Genomic DNA, 19,062 nt, shown 5'->3' with positions numbered 1-19,062 from the left:
GCACGCGCGCAATCTATCCCCGGCACGGGCGTGATGCCCGGAACGGTCTTATAGCCGGTCGTTTTTGGGCGGCCCGCCCTGCCAGAAGCTTTTGCGGGTTTTGTACCGATTTAATGAAAGGCAAGGCGAAGGGGATTTTCGAAGCGACGGGGTTTGCCCGCGATCGCCAAAAGCTGTCCGGATATTTTCAGCGGCGGTCGGCACCCGGTGATCCAGAAGGAGCTTTTGGAAAGGCTGCCCGATCGGGCGGCCTTTCCGGCATGAAAAAAGCCCTTTCCCCATCAGGGGAAGGAGCTTTGAAAGGCCGGCGTTTGGCGCCACGCATCCGCGCATCCCCTTTGCCGGTCCCGGGAATGGTTGAAACGGCCGGGATTTGTCCCTTGACAGCGAGAGGAAAACGTCGAACCCGGTGGACCGGAGCCTTGATATGTAAAGATCTTGGCGCTCGGATCCGAAGGCGTTCACTCAGGCCTTACCAACAGACTGCCAAACATCCAATCGTCCGCGTTTTTAATGGCAAATGCCTTTTTCAATTTCCGCGTTTTTAAATCATAAATGTATACCTTTCCATCGCTTCCGGAAACCATTGTATCCTTATCGATCAAGACTTCTTTTGCCTCGTAATCAAACGTTACCGTATCTTCGATTTCATTGGTTTTCAGGTTCATGATTGCCATCGTATGGTGATCGGCATCCGTATTCTCTTCGAAAATATATAGTTTATGATCGGTCAATCTCAAATATCTCGCATTTTGGAACGGCAAGCGGACGGTTTCCCAGTTTTCGTTCTTCAGATCGAAGATTAACAATTGATTCGTCTCCCTTTCCGATGCGTCCAGGAGCGGGACCATGTACAGCTTGTCATGGATGAGCAGTACATCCCTTGGAAACAAGTAATCCGGATTTTTAAACTCCTTTTCTATTTTCAAAGAATCTCCGTCAACGATCCGAAGGTACATTCCCGGATCTTGCGGATCGTCCGAATCGGAGAGGAAGATGAGGGATCCGTGATTCGGGATGATATGATATAAAATGTTGTGCCTGATTTCGGTTTGTTTGGCCATTTTACCGCTGGAAAGGCTGGATTTGATGATATGTGCTCCCCGGTCGGGGGTTGAGTAGAATGCATACAAGTGGTCCCCATCCACGGCGTAGCCCGTATATTGGTACCGGTTTCCCACATTTGCCGGCACGTCCTTGACGTTTAGCGTTTCCGGATCCAGCTCCAGCACGAAATCCTGGCTTTTTGCATCGGAGGCTACGCCAATGTACCATTTGCCATTTTCATATTGCGGGCCGTTCAAATAGGCGGAGCCGTTCTCGTCCACGCCGCTTGCCTTCAGTCTTTTGCTGTCTAAAAAGTTTCCGTCGGCATCATATAATTGCAGCAGGCTTCCCCCCTGCTGCATCGATAAGATCACCGCATACTTGTATTTTTCCACGGGAGCGCGGGTCGATTTTTGATCGCAGCCTCCGGCCAGGACGAATCCGGCGAACATAACGGCGAGGAAAAGCGGCTTTATCGCAACGTTTAAGTTCTTCATTTTTGCAGATCCTCCAGGGATTTTTGGAAACCGTCCTTTCATGAACGGGAATGAAAGAAAAATGGAAATCAAGGGATCGATCGTGTTGGAGAAACGGATCGAGAGGGATTTCTTCATGATTTGGTATCAAAATAAAAAAAATGAGCTGAACTTAACATATTGTTAAAATTTCTTTCTATCCATGGGTATTATTTTGTGAATGTATAGATGACGTATGAATCTTCATCGTTGACCAAATCTGCCGGCGTAACGATTCCGCCGAGCCAATTCAGATTTACCCCGGTTTTGGTTTTTACAGCCTTATAAACCAATTGGGAACAGTAAAATTTTGCCGTGTTTTCGATATCAAAGAAATTCCAATTATAGGGATCTCCTTTTTGTTCGACGGCCCAGTCCGCTGCGGCGGCATCCTCAGAAGCGGTGGTGCCGTAAGTCGTAATCCCCCACACTTTTTTATATCTGTCGGTCCAATTGTCATACTTGTATTGGACTCCCCCCTCTGGAAAGGATTCGATCGTTTTCCCCGAGCCCAATACGATGCCCGCATGCCCGACAAGGCTGTCTACCCGAAGCCCGTCGGTCACCAAAATCGTCCCCTTTCTGGTCGGGTAGGTCCCCGTTGTTCCTTGGGGAACGGCTTGATTCGCAGCCGATACGGAAAGCGAATCTCCCGCTTTTTTATCGGAATGGATTTTAATTTTTCCGCTTTTTAAACCTTCTTCAAGCTTTTCAAAATCCTTGATCTGCTGTTCTGCGGAAGGGATATCCGCCGCTTCCCCGCCGCTGGCGAAAGAAGGGGTTGTGAACGACGCAAACAGGATCAGGGATAAGAAAAAAATGAATGAACCTTTTTTCAAGAAGACGCCTCCTTTTTTTGGATATGCCAAGTTCAGCTCGAGCCCCGCTTTTACCATTTTATTCGTAAAATGAAATAAAAATGATTCAGTCGGGAAGCACCCGGATGAAAATCGTCTTATCCGCGTCCGGTAATGCCGACAATATCGCGTGATATAGGATCGGCATCCCCCTGATATGCGGGGGAAATATTTATAGGCATTTTTTAATAAAATCCATGCTTTCGTTGGGGCATAACACTTCTTCATTGAATAAAAGTTTTGTTGCAAAAAAGTCGCACCTTGTGAGTGGAAGCAGTTCATCGATCCTGCAGGAATAGACATGCTGTGAGAAATACGGGGGGTGTAGAGTTGATCGCAAAGGTGTAAGGAATTGATAAATTACGGGGCTCAAAGGAGGTTTTGCTGAATATTTTTAAATGTTCCCATTATCATACCAAAAAGAGGAAAAAATGGAATGGGCATATTCGCCCATTTTTTTTGAATGGGCCGCCATCCTGTCCTAGGACAAAAGTAATGCCGTTTAATCAACGCGATTGCTCCCAAACTTAATGATCCGCAACGTTTGACGGGGCCCGCAAAAATGACCGTGGAAGTGCTGTCGCCGTTTGAAACAGCGGGCGGCAAGCCGCCCCCGCTCAAAGGAAAAGGGCGGACATGAGGAGATAAGAGAAAGCAGAATCCTTTGGCAACCATGCAAAGATAGAAGAAACATTAAGATTGGCGGCACAGGCCGTGATCTGCGCAGCGAATCTTAATATGTTTTTTTGAAACAAATATTTACATAGTTAAAAAATGACTAACAATTTGAAATATATTATTATATACCTAAAATGATGTACCGAAACAGATTCACCGATGAAGGCAGGGAAAGAATCATGTTGCAGGCAAAAAATCTGAGCAAATCTTTTCATGATGGGAAGTATGCAAAAACGATATTAAAAGATATCCATCTTCATATTCCGAAGGGCAGCTGGGTCACCATCATGGGCCCTTCCGGTGCCGGGAAAACGACCCTTTTAAATTGTTTGGCCGGGATCATCCGGCCGGAAACGGGAACGGTAACGATCAACGATGTCGAGCTGTTGAACTTGAATGAAAAGCAATTGTGCGATTTTCGAAGGAAACATATCGGATTTATTTTTCAAGACTTTAAACTGCTTCCCCATTATTCGGTGATCGATAATGTCATGCTCCCTTTGATCTATGATGAAGACAACAAGAAGCTGAAAGCCAGGGCGGAACGGCTTTTATCGGAGGTGGGCATCGACGAGCATTTATTCCATCGGCTCCCTGCCGGTTTGTCCGGCGGAGAAAAACAACGGGTGGCCATCGCAAGATCATTGATCGCCGGCCCGGATCTTCTTTTATGCGATGAACCGACCGGAAATTTGAATATCGAAAGTCGCAATCAAATGACGGATTTATTGCGGAAGGTCAAACAGCGCGGACAAACCATTATTGTCGTTACCCATGATCAAGAAGTGGCAAATCTCGGGGATGTCACCTATCAGCTCAGAGAGGGTACATTAATGGAAGTAGGATGATAAAAAATGATCAAAATGGCTTGGAAACGGATATTCAATCGAAAAATGCATTCCGTGGCGGCCATACTGGCGATGGCCGGCATCTTCACCATTGTTCCCCTCGGTTTGTATTTTGCCAAGGAATCCAAATTAACCGTCGAAGAAACGATTTCTCAATACGGGAGAGGTTCATACGATATTTTGGTCCGTCCGGCCGGAGCAAGGACACCCATTGAAAAGAAACTGGGGGTCGTGGAGGAAAATTATATTGGTGACGGATCCGGCGGAATTTCCATTGCGGAATGGGAAGAAATAAAAAAACACAAGGATATTGAAATCGCGGCTCCTGTCGCTTCGTTGGGATACTTTGCGGGAAATCGGACCTCCGTCGGGCTGCCCCTTTTGGAACATCCGGCAAGATTTACTTGGCGCTTCTTTACATCGGACGGATTAAATAAATACCCGATCGGCGAGCCGAATGTCGTCACTTATTTTGAGGGAAAACCGATGGAATATGTGGAGTATTATGCGCCCAGGAACAGTACGGTAGGCTTTATGGGAATCCGGATGCCGCAAAATTATTATTTATTGGTGGCCATTGATGCCGAAAGCGAAGGAAAGCTGACGGGAATCGATTTTTCCGGTTTGAATCGAAAAATTGAAACAGGCAGCCAAGAATATATGATCATTCAAGGTTTATTGGAAGGAAGAGGAAATGTTCCCGTCATTCCCGTTTTGAAGAGAAGCGATCTGAACATTCCCCTCTATCTGTCCTTAACGGTTGAAGAACTGGATATCTCCTTATCCGAATATAAAAAGCGGTTCGGGGTCAAACCCGATGAACCGATCTTTGCCGTCGATCCGGAATTGGAACAGGATTTGTTGGAAGCACTCAATGAAGAACCGGCTTTATCCCGGAAGCAATACGACATTGATTTGAGTTCCTTTCAAGGCCCATTTGACGGGACCTATGTCGAATTGACCAATGATTTTCAGGTGGTTAAGGGAGAAGGAGGGCCGTTGGCGAATGATACGGCAATCTATTATACTGCTTCAAAAATACAATATGACATTGGTGATGACCTGATCAGAGTAGCAAAAGTAAAAGATGAACAACCGCCTTTATATAAAGAAGTGAAACAACAAGGGAAGAGCTTTCTGGAAGATTTTGACGCCCCTTTTATGCTCTGGCAAATGGGTACCTTTACCCCTCTTTCGAAAAAGGATGAATTAACATCGAGTCCGCTTGGGATTTATTCCACCGAAGAGGTTAAAACGATGGATGGCACCACGTTGACACCGACGATCTCCCCGGGCAGTTTCATTGCTGCGCCTGCCGCAGGTGTAACAACATTGGAGGCGGCCCGAATCATTAAAGGGGAGAAACCGATTGATGCGATTCGGATTCGCGTAGCCGGCATTCAGTCATACGATCAGGAAGCACAGAAGAAAATTGAAAAAGTGGCAACAGATTTACTGAAGAAAGGCTATGAGGTGGACATCGTCGCAGGTTCTTCTTTTAAGAAACTGGAAATGGATGTAGAAGGGATCGGCAGGGTAACGTCCCCTTGGACCACATTGGGGGTTGCCCAATCCTTAACATCGCGTTGGAATGCCGTAACCCTAACCATGACCGTATTACTTGCACTTTTTGGGCTTCTCTATCTTTCATCGCGCCTTCTTTATGAAAGAAACGCTCTTTCGGAAGAAAATAAGATTTTATTAACGTTAGGCTGGCAAAAAAATAAGATTTCGCTTCGGAACAGGCTTGAACAACAAATATGCCTAACGATTGCATTCATGATCGGTATCCTTATCCTTTTCATTTCTCCATTCAACACGAATCGATCGATTTATCTTGCCCCATTCTTTCTTTGGCTGATTTCGCTGGGATCCGCATGGATTTTGTTGAACCGAAACAGTAAACCTGTTCCCGGAGGAACCGCGTATAAAAAATGGGCAAGCATTTTCTATTATCGTAAGCTGATCATCCCCATTATGCTTGTACTGACGTTTTCCGTCATTCTCATCGTGATCCAGGCGGCCGTCATATTCTCTTCAATTTTGGAAGCAAGAAGGACAAGCTTAGGGGCCTTTACAATGGATGCAGCGGCCTTTTTCCATGCATCCGCGCTCATAATAACCCTGCTGTTGACGATCCTTAGTGTAAGTGAAGCGATGAATGCCATTTTGAATGAAAGAAAAGCCGAATTTCAAATGTATCATGCGATCGGATGGACCAGAAATACCATCCGCAGGCATTTTGGGAAAGAAGTGTCGGCCTGGGCGGGAGCGTCAATGGCGGCGGCGGGGGCAATGAGCTTGGCGATTTTGCCCCTGCTCAACATATCGATCGGCTGGATCTTGGCCAGCTATTCATGCGCGCTGATCTTGTTCATGATTCTGTTGACAACCATGGTTTGTAAAAAAATATGACGGAGTTGCTTAAAAACTCCCCGGAAACATCCTGGCCGCAAAAACACTTCTTTCTATTGGCAGAACATTTCGATTCCGCAAAGATCTTGTTCAAAGGAAAAGGATTTTTCCGCAAACCCCTGGAATATGTTAGAGGGGGTGTTCTGCGATTGAAGCATGAAGACATCTTTAAAGATTTGCCGACATTGGAAACGGAAAGATTGATCCTCCGCAAAATGACGCCCGATGACGCGGAAGATGTGTTCGCCTATGCTTCGGAGCCGGATGTGGCCAAGTTCGTGCCGTGGGAAGTCCACCGTTCCTTGGAAGACAGCCGGAGATTTGTAGACTATGTGTTAAAGCTGTACGAGGCGGGGAAACCGGCTCCTTGGGCCATCGAATGGAAAGAAAACGGGAAGATGATCGGGACCATCGATTATGTCGCCTGGTATCCCGGCCATTTCCGGGCGGAGATCGGCTTTATATTATCGAAGGCCTATTGGGGGAAGGGCATCGCTCCGGAGGCGGCCCGGAAGGTGATGGAATTCGGCTTCGAACGGATGGGGCTCAACCGGATCGAAGCCGAATGCATGGCGGAGAATGTCCAGTCGCAAAGGGCCCTGCAAAAATTGGGGATGCGGCTGGAAGGCATCTCCCGGCAAAAATATTTCATCAAAGGGAAATTTCGGGATATGGCCCTCTATTCCATCTTGAAGCAGGAATTTGAAAGGGAGGCTGGAAAGAGGCCCGGTGCCCGGCCGTGAGGGCTTGATCAATCTTTCGGCTGTCCCGCAGGTTCCGGTGCTGAAGGCGGCGCCGAAGCCTGGCAAGTCCGTTCCCGGAGGCCGTCCCCGGCCATCGCTGGCTTTCGCCGTCCGGCCAAATGCGCTCCGGGGTTCCAGCAATCTTTTCCTGTAAATTTTTTTCGCATACCCTGTCCGTCTTGTTCCTTTTGTTAAAAATGCCCGCTTTTTTCGGCGGGCATTCTTTTTTCTTCCGCAACCCTCTAGTCCAGCATCGGAAAAAGAAAATCGCTTATTCGAATCTCCCGATCCTGCCGTCCATTTCTTCGCCACCGGCTCATCGCGAACGATCAGGGCGGGGGTTTTTTCCATGTCCCGCCGGGGAACAAAGAAGATCAAAAAACCCAACCAACGATTCAAACGAGTCTCTCATTTTCTTTCCGGGGCGAAGATCCCTGCACTTTCTTTGCACGGCTGGTCCTTGTCGGGCTGTTTTCAACCGGCGGGGCCCGCGTTTTCGCCGGAGGGAAGGTTTGCCCTCTGCCGGGACGGCCAGCCGGATCTTTCAATTCTTTCCTCGCGGCTCTTCCGGCAGTTTATTTGAATGGCTGGTCCTTGCGGCGGCTTTTTTTCGGGAGGAAGGCTCCCTGCGGCCGGGACGGTCATTTCCCGGTTGCTTTAGTTTGGAGAAAAAGATAAAATACCAATGAAACCAAAAAAGTTTTATTGGTACCAATGGGAGGTGCTGCGATGCGGGAACGGATCCTGAAAGAAACGGTTTCCCTTATCCGGCAAAAAGGTTTTTCTTTTACGGTTGCCGATTTGGCGAAAAATCTCGGGACGAGCAAACGGACGATCTACCGCTGTTTTGCATCCAAAGACGAAATCATCGAGGCGATCATCAAAGATGTGACGGAGCGCATTTCGGCAAAGGAGAAAGAGATCGCGGGAAGAAACGATTGGAGCGTTCCGGAAAAAATCCGCCGGATCCTCTGCTACGTTCCTGCGGAATTTGCCCTTATGCATCCGCCCCTTTTTTCGGATCTGAAAAAACACCATTACCGGCAATGGGAAATCTTGGACGATTTTTTGAAAAACGAGTGGTCCACCGTCCGACGGCTGATGGATGAAGGAATAAAACAGGGTGCCCTTCGTCCGGTCGATGTGGAGGTGTTTATCGATCTGTATTTGGGGGCCGTGAGCCGGATCTTTGATCCCGGGTCCGCTCCCCGGGAAACGATGACCGTCGGCCAGCAATTGCAAGCCGCGGTGGATATTTTGCTGAACGGGATCGTCTCCCGGAGCGAAAAGGGGGAATAGGCATGGCGTGGGTTTATTTATGCGTGGCGATATTGCTGGAAGTCGCCGGTACGGCGAGCATGAAATTGTCGGACGGTTTTACCCGGCCGCTGCCGAGCTTCCTTATTCTTGTTTTCTACTGCGGAAGCCTCGTTTTTTTGACCTTGGCCCTCAAGTCCATCGATGTTTCGGTGGCGTATGCCGTTTGGTCGGGGATGGGCATCTTCATCATTACGTTAATCGGCGTCTTTTATTTCGGGGAAAGAATGACCCTTTTGAAGATCGTCGCTCTTGTGTTCATCATCGTCGGCGTGACCGTCCTGAATTTTACGGAACATAGGGAAAATTCCCCCGGCCATCCGTCTGAGGAGAATCCGGCGGAAACAGTCATTAACGGAAATTGACGGGGTGTCGGCGGCCGGGGGCTCCGTCCGCATCAAACGGACAGGCGAGGTCTGCGGCGGCGGGTCCCGCCGCAAACGGACGGGGAGCGGGCGACGGCGTTGCCCAAATCAACCGGACAATGAAAGCCGGAACAGATGGGAACGAATGGGGATGGCAGGATTACCGGGTCGGAAGGAAGCCGTCCGGAAAGATCGGAGGCTTGAAAATAAAAGGCGGGATCTCGGAAGCATGGAAATGAAAACCTTGATCCAGAAGGGATGGAAGATGCATGACAGGATTTCAGCAAGTCCCGGAAGCGGATCGGCGGCAGGTTGCGGAATGGCGGGATGAAGTGGAATGACTGATTGGGGAGGGGCGGTATGAAAGCGTTAAAGCCTTTTTTTCTCATCACCGATATCGGATTTATCCTCTACTGGATCCTGACCGGCTTCCATTGGATTCCGAAAAATTGGGCGTTTAAGGATTACGATCATCCGCTCATCATCGCATGGAATTGGTCCTTCCTCCCGCTCGATCTGCTGATCTCCTTCACCGGATTGTGGAGCCTCTATCTCCGGCAAAAGGGAAAAAGGGAATGGGCGGCCTTCGCCCTCGTCTCACTCGTGTCGACCTTCTGCTCCGGGCTGCAGGCCATCGCCTTTTGGGCCTTCAGGCGCGATTTCGATCCCGTCTGGTGGGTGTTCAATCTGTATTTGATGATCTATCCGTTGTTTTTCATCCGGCGATTTTTAACATTAAGGGAAGAGTCGGAAACCGGATAAGGGGGTTTTTCATTCCCGCCGGAAAAAACGGGTGTCGGGAAAAACGGGAGGCCGTGCAGCAATTGCGGACCGGCGGTAAAAAGCCGGATTGCCGAACGTCCGGAAGCTGCAGCCGGGATTATGCCCGGTCCAATGCCGGGCGGAGTCCCGGTTTTTCCGTGCCGGGGAAAGCCCTTCAACATCCGGCGGCGGGAGTCTTCCGTCCATCCCGTTCCGGCATAAAATCCGTCATATTTCCCATGCCGGATTTTTTTCAGACGTTCCGGGCAGCGGCCGCAAGATCCCGGAACCCTTTTTTTGTGCCCTTTTCCCGGGCTTCTTCCGAACGGCGCTCCCCCCGTTTTTGAATATTTTTACGCGGGAAAGCAAACGTTAAGCATTACCAGGCTTTTTGCTGAAAATGACATTGGGGGAGACTGTCATCCATGATCTTTCACAAGGAGAAGCTGCGGGAAGAAGCGCATAAAGCGGCGCTGAGCCACGATCCTTTCATGAGCAAAAACCCTTCTGCCCGCTTTCTCAAGAACAATGAAACGGACTTTGAAAAATTGCGCGAATTTGTCAGGGATTTAAGGGAGCAATCTCCCTTTTGCAAACAGCCGGCGGAGGAAGTCTTGCTGGACCATGCCGAATTCCTGGAAGAGCAAGTGCTTGTCATCAAGGAAGAACTGACGAAAAGATTGGTTCACTCTCTGCCCCGTTTAAAGAAGACGGGGGAGACGAGAGTTTTTGCCATATGCAAAGCTTATCTCGAAATGAACGACGGCCATTTGGATAAGGAAAGCTTTCTTTACTATCTCCGGTCCTATCAGGAAGTATCCGTATTGTCCGTGGCCGAAGTCTGGGCGATACCGCCCGTCTTGCGGACGGCCGTCATCCGCCGCCTTTCCGAAATCATGGATTCGGTCAAGGAAAGGCGGGAAATTTGCATGCTGGTCGAAGATTTGCTTTCCGGGGTGAAAGATTCCGAGATCACGCCCGGCAGGTTGAAAGAAATTTTGGATAAAGCGGGTATTGCCATGCCCCTTTCCGGTCCCATGATCGCCCATTTGGTCAACCATCTGCGCGAACGGGCGGAGTACACGGCCACCGTCGGCGAATGGCTGATTTGCAAACTGGAGAACGGGCCGGAGAGCCTGGATCAAATCCTTTCCTACGAATTCCAGCTTCAAGCTTCCCTGCAGGTGTCTGCAAACAACCTGATCGACAGCATGCGGAAGATTTCCCGCTGGAACTGGAAGGACATCTTTGAGCAGATCAGCATCGTCGAGCAAACCCTCCGAAAGGAAAAAACCGGCCTTTACGCCCGATTGGATTTTGCGAGCCGCGACGTCGTCCGGAAGCGGGTGGAAAAGCTGGCCCGGCGATTGAACTTGCCGGAGAACCTGGTGGCGGCCAATGCGGTGGCGCTTGCCGACGCCCAGTTCACGATCCTGCATGCCGGAATGCCTGGGGAAGGGGCGGAAAAAGGGGACGGGTACGTTCCGGAAGGAAGTGAAGGAACGAAAAACGGGGGCAGAGACGTTTCAAAAGGAAGGGAGAACGGAAAAGCGGCGGAGTCCGGGGAGGCGCTGCCCGGAGAGACCGTGCGGGAATTGGACCGGAGGGCCTTCGTCGCCTATTACCTGCTGGATCCCCGCGGCATCAGCCGGCTGCGGCAAGCGTTAAAATCCTGCGGAAACCCCCGCCCCCTCCCGGAAACGGGGCTCATGCGCCGTGCCAAAGGCGTCTATTTCCATCTGCTGGCGGGATGCTTTTTTTCCTTTTTGTTCGTATTTTCCTTGTGGATCTGCTGGCGGGAGCCGTTTTTGCCCCGCCAATGGTTCGCAGTCCTCGGTTTCCTGTTGTTCCCGGCGCTGGAATGGGGCGTCGCCTTCACCCATTGGATCATTGAACGCACGATCAAACCGGTGCCCTTGCTAAGGTTGGATTTTTCCAAAGGGATTCCCGCCGATGCGAAGACGGCAGTGGTCATCCCCATCATCTGGTCCACGGCGGAAGAAGTGAAGGATTATGCGGAACGGCTGGAATTGCATTATTTGGCGAACCGGGATGCGAATCTCCATTTTGCCTTGCTGGGCGATTTTAAAGACGCCGAAAGCGAGTCTTTGGAACAGGATGAAAAAATCTTTGCCGCGGCCAGGGAAGAGATCGATCGGCTGCGGAAAACCTACGGCAGCAAAAACTTCCATCTGTTCCAGCGGAAGCGGAAATGGAATCCGGCGGAAAGGACGTGGATGGGCTGGGAGAGAAAACGAGGAAAATTGGTGGAATTTGTGGAGCTTTTGAAGGGAAAAAGGGATACGAGCTTCGCCTTCGTTTACGCCGAGATGGACGAATTAAAGGATGTGCGTTACATCATTACCCTTGATTCCGACACCCAGCTTCCTTTGGAGACCGCCCGCCGGATGATCGGCACCCTGCATCTGCCCTACAACCGTCCGGTATTGAATCGGACGGGAACAAGGGTCATCGAAGGCTACGGCATGCTTCAACCGAGGCTGAGCATGAGCCATGAAGCCGCGATGCGGACCCGCTTTTCCGGGCTTTGGTCGGCGGATTCCGGGATCGATCCTTATTCTTTCGCCGTTTCCGATCCTTATCAGGATATGTTCGGCCAGGGGATTTTTACCGGGAAGGGCATTTTCGATGTCGACGTGTTTTACCGGGTGCTTTGTGACCGGATACCGGAAAACCGGGTATTGAGCCACGATTTGCTGGAAGGGGGATTCCTCCGGGCCGGACTGCTTGCGGACATCGAGTTGATCGACAAATATCCGTCGACCTTCTTCGCCTATCAAAAACGGATGCACCGCTGGGTCAGGGGGGACTGGCAGCTTTTGCTCTGGCTGTTGCCGAAATTGCGCAACCGGAGAGGCGAACTCTGGCCGGTGGATCTGTCCGTTTTGACCCGCTGGCAGATCATCGATAACGTGAGGCGAAGTTTGCTTCCGCCCGTTTTGTTTTTCACCCTCCTCCTCGGGATGACCGTTCTTCCGGGGACACCCTTGAGATGGATGGTCCTTTTGCTCGCCGCCTGGTTCCTGCCGGTGCTTCGGCAGCTGATTACCGTGCAAAAAGGATTCCGGTATGCCCGCAATATCGGAAGTTCCGCCGGACAAGTCCTGTTCGGGCTCGCCACATGGCCTTTTCAAGCCGTCCTTTTGCTCGACGCCATCGGAAGGACCTTGTACCGGCTGTTCATTTCCAAAAAGCGGCTGCTGGAATGGGCGCTGTCGGAGGAAGTGGACCGGACGAGCGAACGGGATGGGGCGCCGCTGATCGAAGGGATGGCGGGGGGATACGTTCTGTGCCTTTTGTTTTTGGCTGCCGCCCTCTTCAGCGGGAACGGGGCGGTGCAGGCCATCGGGGTGCTGCTGAGCGCGGTTTGGGCCGCCGCCCCCCTGGTGATCCGATGGATGAATCAGCCGCCCGCCCATAAACGGATCGCCTTCACGGAACCGGAAAGGAAAGAGTTGGTGAACCTGGCCCGCCAGATCTGGGCCTTTTATGAGGATTATGTAACCGAAGAAGAGAACTGGCTGCCCCCCGACAATGTCCAAATGGATCCGCCGAACGGGACGGCCTCCCGCACGTCCCCGACCAACATCGGGCTGTACCTTGCCTGCGCGCTGGCGGCGCGGGATTTCGGCTTCATCGATACCCCGGGACTGATCAGGCGCCTGGAGCGGACGCTGGATACGTTGGAGCGGATGGAGAAATGGGAAGGCCACTTATACAACTGGTATGACACAAGGACTTTGCGGCCCTTGCCGCCGAAATATGTTTCCACCGTGGATTCGGGGAATTACGTCGGCTGCCTGATCGCCGTGAAAGAAGGATTGGCCGAGCGGCTGGAAGCTTTTGGCCGGACGGAGGAGCCGGCCGGGCCCGCCCCGAGGGAAGGGGCGCTGAAAACCGCCTTTTCCGAAGAGATCGCCCCGGTTCCCCGGCAGATAAAAGCGGCAAAGGACGGCGGCGATTGGTACCACAGGGGGCAAAAGCTGCTTGAACGTTTGGAAAAACTCGTTCAGGATACGAACTTCCGGCCGCTTTTCGATTATGAGACCAATTTGTTTTCCATCGGATACAATGCCTTACGGAAGGAACGGGACCGGGCTCTTTACGATTTGCTGGCTTCCGAAGCCCGGATCGCAAGTTTTGTCGCCATCGCCCTCGGCCAGATTTCGGTTTCCCATTGGAACGCCCTCGGCCGGACGATGACGCGGGTGGGAAGACACCCGGTCCTTTTGTCCTGGTCCGGAACGATGTTTGAATATTTGATGCCCAGCCTGTTCACGAAAACCTACCGGAAAACGATGTGGGAAAAAACCTATGCCGCCGTGGTCGAACGGCAGATCCGGTATGCCCGGGACCGGGACATTCCTTTCGGTATTTCCGAGTCCGGATATTATGCCTTCGATTTTCAAATGAATTACCAGTATCGGGCCTTCGGCGTTCCGGGACTGGGCTTCCAAAGGGGGCTTGAACGGGACCTGGTCGTCGCCCCTTACGCCGCCATCCTGGCCATGCCCTTTGCCAAGGACGACTCCTTACGGGCCTTGAAAAAAATCGAAAAACTGGGGGGGCGCGGCAAATACGGATTTTACGAAGCCGTCGATTTTACCCGGGAGCGGCTCCCCCGGGGAAAAAAATATGAAGTGGTGCAAAGTTTTATGGCCCACCATCAGGGGATGAGCCTGCTGACCCTGGCGAATCTCTTGCTGCCGACAACGATGGCGGACAGATTCCACCGCGACAAGAGCGTCCGCTCGGCCGAATTGCTTTTGCAGGAAAAAATCCCGGCGAGGCCCAAGACCATTAAACATCCGGAATTGCGCCGCGAATACGGGCCTTATCCGAAGACGGAAAAGGCTTTTGTCTCTGCGCGGGAATTCGCTTCGCCGGATGCCGGGGTGCCGGAAGTCAACGTCCTTTCCAACGGGTCGTTCACCGCGGTCGTCGCCAATTCCGGAAGCGGGTTTTGCCAGTACAAAGGTTTCCTTGTCTCCCGCTGGCGGGAAGACCCCGTCGCGGAGCCCTGGGGGAATTACGTTTATATCCGGGACGCCGCCGGGGATCGGCTCTGGTCCCTTTCCCATTTGCCGTGCAAAGCGAAAGCGGAGGAACAAAAGGTGAAATTCGAGCTGGGCAGGGCGGTTTTTTACCGGAAAGACGGGGAGATTTCGACCAAGATGGAAATTTGCGTTTCCCCCGAATGTAACGCGGAGCTCCGGAGGATCACCTTGACGAACGACGGAGCGGAGGAGAAGATTTTGGAAGTGACGACTTACGTGGAGCTGGCCCTGTCCCGTCCTGAGGCGGACGCCGCCCATCCCGCCTTCAGCAAACTCCTGATCCGGACGGATTACGATGCGGAGTCGGAGTGCCTGGTGGCCGTCCGGAGAAGCCTTGAAGCGGAAGGGGAAGAATTGTGGGCGGCCCATTCCTTGATTGCGGACGGGGGACCGATCGGATCCGTCGAATTTGACACGGACCGGGCCAGCTTCATCGGAAGGGGACACCGCCTGGCCGATCCCGCAGGGATCCGGGCTCCCCTCCGCGGCAGGACCGGTTCGGTGGCTGATCCCGTCTTTGCCATGCGGCGGCGGATCCGGCTGGAACCGGGGAAGAACGTCCGGCTGTTTGCCGTCACTTCCGTCGCCGGATCAAGGGAAGAAGCGATCGGGATTGTCGGCGGGTTTGCCGCCGCCCAGGCGGTGAAACGGGCGTTTCAGCTGGCCTGGAACCGGGGGCGGATCGAAGCGGATAACCTTCGGCTGGCCGGCCGGGAGGCCCATGATTTTCAGCGGCTGGCGGGCCGCATCCTATTTACGCCCCCGCTCAAGAAAGGACGGAAAGAAAGCATCCTCCGCAACGAAATCGGGCAATCGGGCCTATGGCGTTTCGGCATATCCGGGGACCGGCCGATCGTCCTCTTGCGGATCGACGACCGGAGCCAATTCCCCTTTGTCGTCAAAATGCTAAAAGGACATGAATACCTGCGCAGGCTCGGTCTCCTTTTCGATCTGATTCTTATGAACGAGTCGGAGGAGGAAGGATACTACCGGCACTTGCATGATGCGCTGCTGCAGGCGGCCCGGCACGGGGTCGACCGGTTCGGGGCCGGCATGTCGGGCATCCATGTCATCGCCGCAGGCCAGTTGGCGGAGGAGGAAATCACCTTGCTGCGGGCGGCGGCCCGCTTGGAATTGTATGCCGGGGGAGCCAGCCTCGCCGCGCAAATGCGGCCGCCAAGGGAACGGGAAGACGGACTGCCCGGACGGCTGACGCCTTCCGCGAAGGAAAGGAAGGAAGATCCCGGGAGCGATTTTGGAAGGACGCTTTTGGAGGAAGCCAAGGACTGGCTGTTTTTCAACGGATGGGGAGGTTTTTCCCCGGACGGCAAGGAGTACCGAATCATCTTGAAAAACGGAAATGATCTGCCGGCGCCTTGGATCAACGTATTGGCCAATCCCCGTTTCGGCTGCACCGTTTCCGAGATGGGAACGGGCTATACCTGGTGGAGGAACAGCCGGGAGTTTAAGCTGACGCCCTGGGCCAACGATCCCGTCCTGGATCCGCCGGGAGAAGCGGCTTACTTGAGGGATGAGGAAAGCGGCGAAGTATGGACGGCCGCGCCTTCCGCCGGCCGTTCCGGCGGGCCGTACAAGATCACCCACGGGTTCGGCTTTTCCAAATTCGAACATGAGCGAAAGGGCATCCGGCACGAAATGCTCCAGTTCGTACCGAAGGACGATCCGGTCAAGATCATCCGGCTGACGTTGAAAAACGGGACGGCGGAAACAAGACATCTTTCCGTAACCTATTATGCGGAATGGGTGCTCGGGGTGAACCGGCAGGCCGCCGCCCCCTTTATCGTCACCGAATGGGTACCCGAAGAAAAAATTCTGATCGCCCAAAACCGGTTTCAGGAAGTTTTCAGGGACGCGGCCGCCTTTTTGGGCGTTTTTCCGCGGGAAAGGGATTTTCGGGATTCACCGGCAAGTTCAGGACATCCGCCGGAACAGGAGGAGAGCCGGGGAATTCCGGGGTTCCACGGCGGTTCCATTCCGGCGGGCCGGGAGCGGGGGACAGCGGATCAATTTCGGGATGCCTCCTCCTTTTCCGGCGTTCCGGGGGAAATTTCCTGGACGGGAGACCGGTACGAATTTATCGGCCGCTATGGCAGCGCGGAACAGCCGGCGGCGATGGCGCGCACCGGCCTATCTTGCCGGACGGGAGCTTTCAGCGAGCCTTGCGGCGCCGTTCAGGCCAAGATTCGGCTGGATCCGGGCGAAGAGCGGGAAGTCTATATTTTGTTGGGCTGCGAAGATTCGAAGGAAAAGGCTTTGCGCCTGGCCAAGCAATACGGCAGCGCATCGGTCTGCAGCCGGGCCTTCGCCGAGGCCGTCTCCTTTTGGGCGCATCATTTGGGCCAATTGCAAGTTTCCACCCCTTCGCCGGAGACGGATGTCTTGCTGAACGGCTGGCTGCTTTACCAGACCCTTTCCTGCCGGATGTGGGCGAGGACGGCTTTTTACCAGGCCGGCGGGGCGTTCGGCTTCCGCGATCAATTGCAGGATTCCCTCGCCCTCCTTCATGCGATGCCGGAAAAAACCAGGGAACAGATTTTGCGCCACGCCGCCCATCAATATTTGGAGGGGGATGTGCAGCATTGGTGGCACGAGGAAACGAAAAGGGGCATCCGGACCCGGTTTTCCGACGACTTGCTTTGGCTGCCTTATGCGGTGTCCCGTTACATCGAACATACCGGGGAAACCTCGGTATTGGACGAAATCGTGCCTTTTTTGAAAAGCGAACCGCTTTCCGCGGAGGAACAGGAGCGCTATGAAGAGACGGTCCCATCCGGGGAAGCGGGCAGCATATACGAGCATTGCCTGCGGGCAATCGATCTCGCCTTGAGCAGGATCGGCGAGCACGGCCTTCCTTTGATCGGCGGGGGCGACTGGAACGACGGATTGAATCTCGTCGGCATCAAGGGACGGGGCGAAAGCGTCTGGCTCGGATGGTTTTTGTGCGAGATATTGAACCGGTTTTCCGTCCTTTGCGAAATGCGCAAGGACATGAAAAAGGCGGAGGAATACCGGGAGATCCGCCGGCGGATGGCCGAGTCCCTCAACGGGCACGGGTGGGACGGCCAGTGGTACCGGCGCGCTTTTACCGATTCCGGAAAATGGCTCGGTTCGGTTCAAAGCGAGGAATGCCGGATCGACGCCATCGCCCAGGCCTGGTCGGCCATCTCGGAAGCGGCGCCGAAGGAGCGCGCCCTTCAGGCGATGGATTCCTTTGCCCGGGAGTTGGTGGACAAGGAAGCGGGCATCGTCAAGCTATTGACGCCGGCTTTTGAACGGACGGAACCTCGGCCCGGCTATATCCAAAGCTATCCGCCGGGAATCCGGGAGAACGGCAGCCAGTATACCCACGGGGTGATTTGGGGGATTATCGCCTGGTGCAAGCTCGGCAACGGGGAAAAAGCCGTGGAAATCTTTGAGATGCTCAATCCGATCAACCACACCCGGACGGAAAAGGAAGTGCGGATCTACGCGGGGGAACCGTACGCGATCGCCGCTGACGTATATTCCGCGGAACCGAACCGGGGCCGCGCGGGATGGACCTGGTATACGGGATCGGCGGGCTGGTATTACCAGGCCGGCGTGGAGTGGATCCTCGGGATTCGCCGGAGGGCGAACCGCCTGTATATCGATCCGTGCATACCGGCTGACTGGCCGGGATTCTCGGCCGCCTACCGTTTTGGCGGCACCCGCTATCTGATCACCGTCATCAACCGGCCGGGAAAAGAAAAAGAATTGACGGTGGACGGCGAAAAGATTCCCTTCCCGACGGATGAATCCGGTGCGCCGTTTGTGGAATTAAAGGATGACGGGGCCGACCATCGGGTGGAGCTGCGGATGTAGGGGAAGGCGAAAGGAACTTTTTTTCGCGGCGAAAATTCTTCTATTTTTTGGCTGATGATGTAGGGGAAAAGCCGAAGAATTCTTTTTGTCCGCCGCAAGACGGCGGAGGGAACCGTGGAAGGCGTTCGGACCGGCGGGCATTCCCCTTTGGCCCTCATGCGGGCGGAAGGAGCCGGCGGCAGACATTCGGCCGGAGGGAGAACCCCTTTGAACGGGGAGGGCATAAGAATTTTGGACGGAAAGACTTGATTTCTTTCGGACGAAGATGGCATGAGGCGGCTTTTGGATTGAAGGAAATGGTCCCTTCTGGAAGGGGGAAACCGGCGGCAAGCCTTTGGACCGGGGTCATATGCCCTTTGAAGGAGCCAGCCGCCGGCAGGCCTTTGAATCGGGCTTATGGGCCTATATGAGGGGGAAACCGGCAAAGGGGTATCGGATGGAGGGAGACGTCCTCCGGGGGCGGCAGGCGGCTTGCGCGCGGGTCCGGGACTGGCGCCTTTTCCCCGTTTGCCCAACGGTCTTTCGCGGCCGCCGGAGGCGGAACTCCCCAAAAAAAATCCCGCAGCGGTCGATGCG

General features: G+C 53.4%; 9 protein-coding genes. 7 read left to right on the top strand and 2 right to left on the bottom strand.

Annotation, left to right across the window (positions count from 1 at the left end; translation table 11 throughout):
* Positions 1 to 461: 461 nt before the first annotated feature.
* Positions 462 to 1,544 carry a YncE family protein gene (locus tag A3EQ_RS0100390; RefSeq protein WP_020153208.1) on the bottom strand — a complete coding sequence of 361 codons (1,083 nt, stop codon included), beginning with the start codon at positions 1,542 to 1,544 and terminating at the stop codon, positions 462 to 464.
* A 188-nt stretch (positions 1,545 to 1,732) separates the two neighbouring features.
* Positions 1,733 to 2,401, bottom strand: coding sequence for a YiiX/YebB-like N1pC/P60 family cysteine hydrolase (locus A3EQ_RS21590; protein ID WP_020153206.1), 669 nt, complete (start codon positions 2,399 to 2,401; stop codon positions 1,733 to 1,735).
* 875 nt (positions 2,402 to 3,276) lie between these two features.
* Between A3EQ_RS21590 and A3EQ_RS0100370 the strand changes: the two genes are divergently transcribed.
* The 7 genes from A3EQ_RS0100370 (at position 3,277) to A3EQ_RS0100320 (ending at position 18,486) form a co-directional block, all read left to right on the top strand.
* Positions 3,277 to 3,945, top strand: coding sequence for an ABC transporter ATP-binding protein (locus A3EQ_RS0100370; protein ID WP_040368987.1), 669 nt, complete (start codon positions 3,277 to 3,279; stop codon positions 3,943 to 3,945).
* 231 nt (positions 3,946 to 4,176) lie between these two features.
* On the top strand, positions 4,177 to 6,360 hold the full coding sequence (locus A3EQ_RS0100365; RefSeq protein ID WP_154652784.1) for an FtsX-like permease family protein: 2,184 nt from the start codon (positions 4,177 to 4,179) through the stop codon (positions 6,358 to 6,360).
* A gap of 149 nt (positions 6,361 to 6,509) precedes the next feature.
* Positions 6,510 to 7,103: a GNAT family N-acetyltransferase gene (locus A3EQ_RS0100360; protein WP_026499611.1), complete on the top strand. Its 594-nt coding sequence runs from the start codon at positions 6,510 to 6,512 to the stop codon at positions 7,101 to 7,103.
* Between the two features lie 729 nt (positions 7,104 to 7,832).
* Entirely contained in the window at positions 7,833 to 8,402 is a 570-nt protein-coding gene (locus A3EQ_RS0100345; protein ID WP_020153200.1) for a TetR/AcrR family transcriptional regulator, read from the top strand.
* Between the two features lie 2 nt (positions 8,403 to 8,404).
* Complete coding sequence (locus A3EQ_RS0100340; protein WP_020153199.1) at positions 8,405 to 8,785, top strand: DMT family transporter; 381 nt, start codon at positions 8,405 to 8,407, stop codon at positions 8,783 to 8,785.
* 360 nt (positions 8,786 to 9,145) lie between these two features.
* A complete protein-coding gene (locus A3EQ_RS0100330; protein ID WP_020153197.1) occupies positions 9,146 to 9,547 on the top strand; it encodes a YvaD family protein in 402 nt (133 codons plus the stop codon).
* A gap of 425 nt (positions 9,548 to 9,972) precedes the next feature.
* A complete protein-coding gene (locus A3EQ_RS0100320) occupies positions 9,973 to 18,486 on the top strand; it encodes a GH36-type glycosyl hydrolase domain-containing protein (protein WP_020153195.1) in 8,514 nt (2,837 codons plus the stop codon).
* The last annotated feature ends 576 nt before the right edge of the window (positions 18,487 to 19,062 follow it).

The sequence above is a fragment of the Caldibacillus debilis DSM 16016 genome, assembly GCF_000383875.1.
GTDB classification, from domain to species: domain Bacteria; phylum Bacillota; class Bacilli; order Bacillales; family Caldibacillaceae; genus Caldibacillus; species Caldibacillus debilis.
The sequence above is the reverse complement of the archived record's forward strand: the minus strand, read 5'-3'. Positions and strand labels throughout refer to the sequence as shown.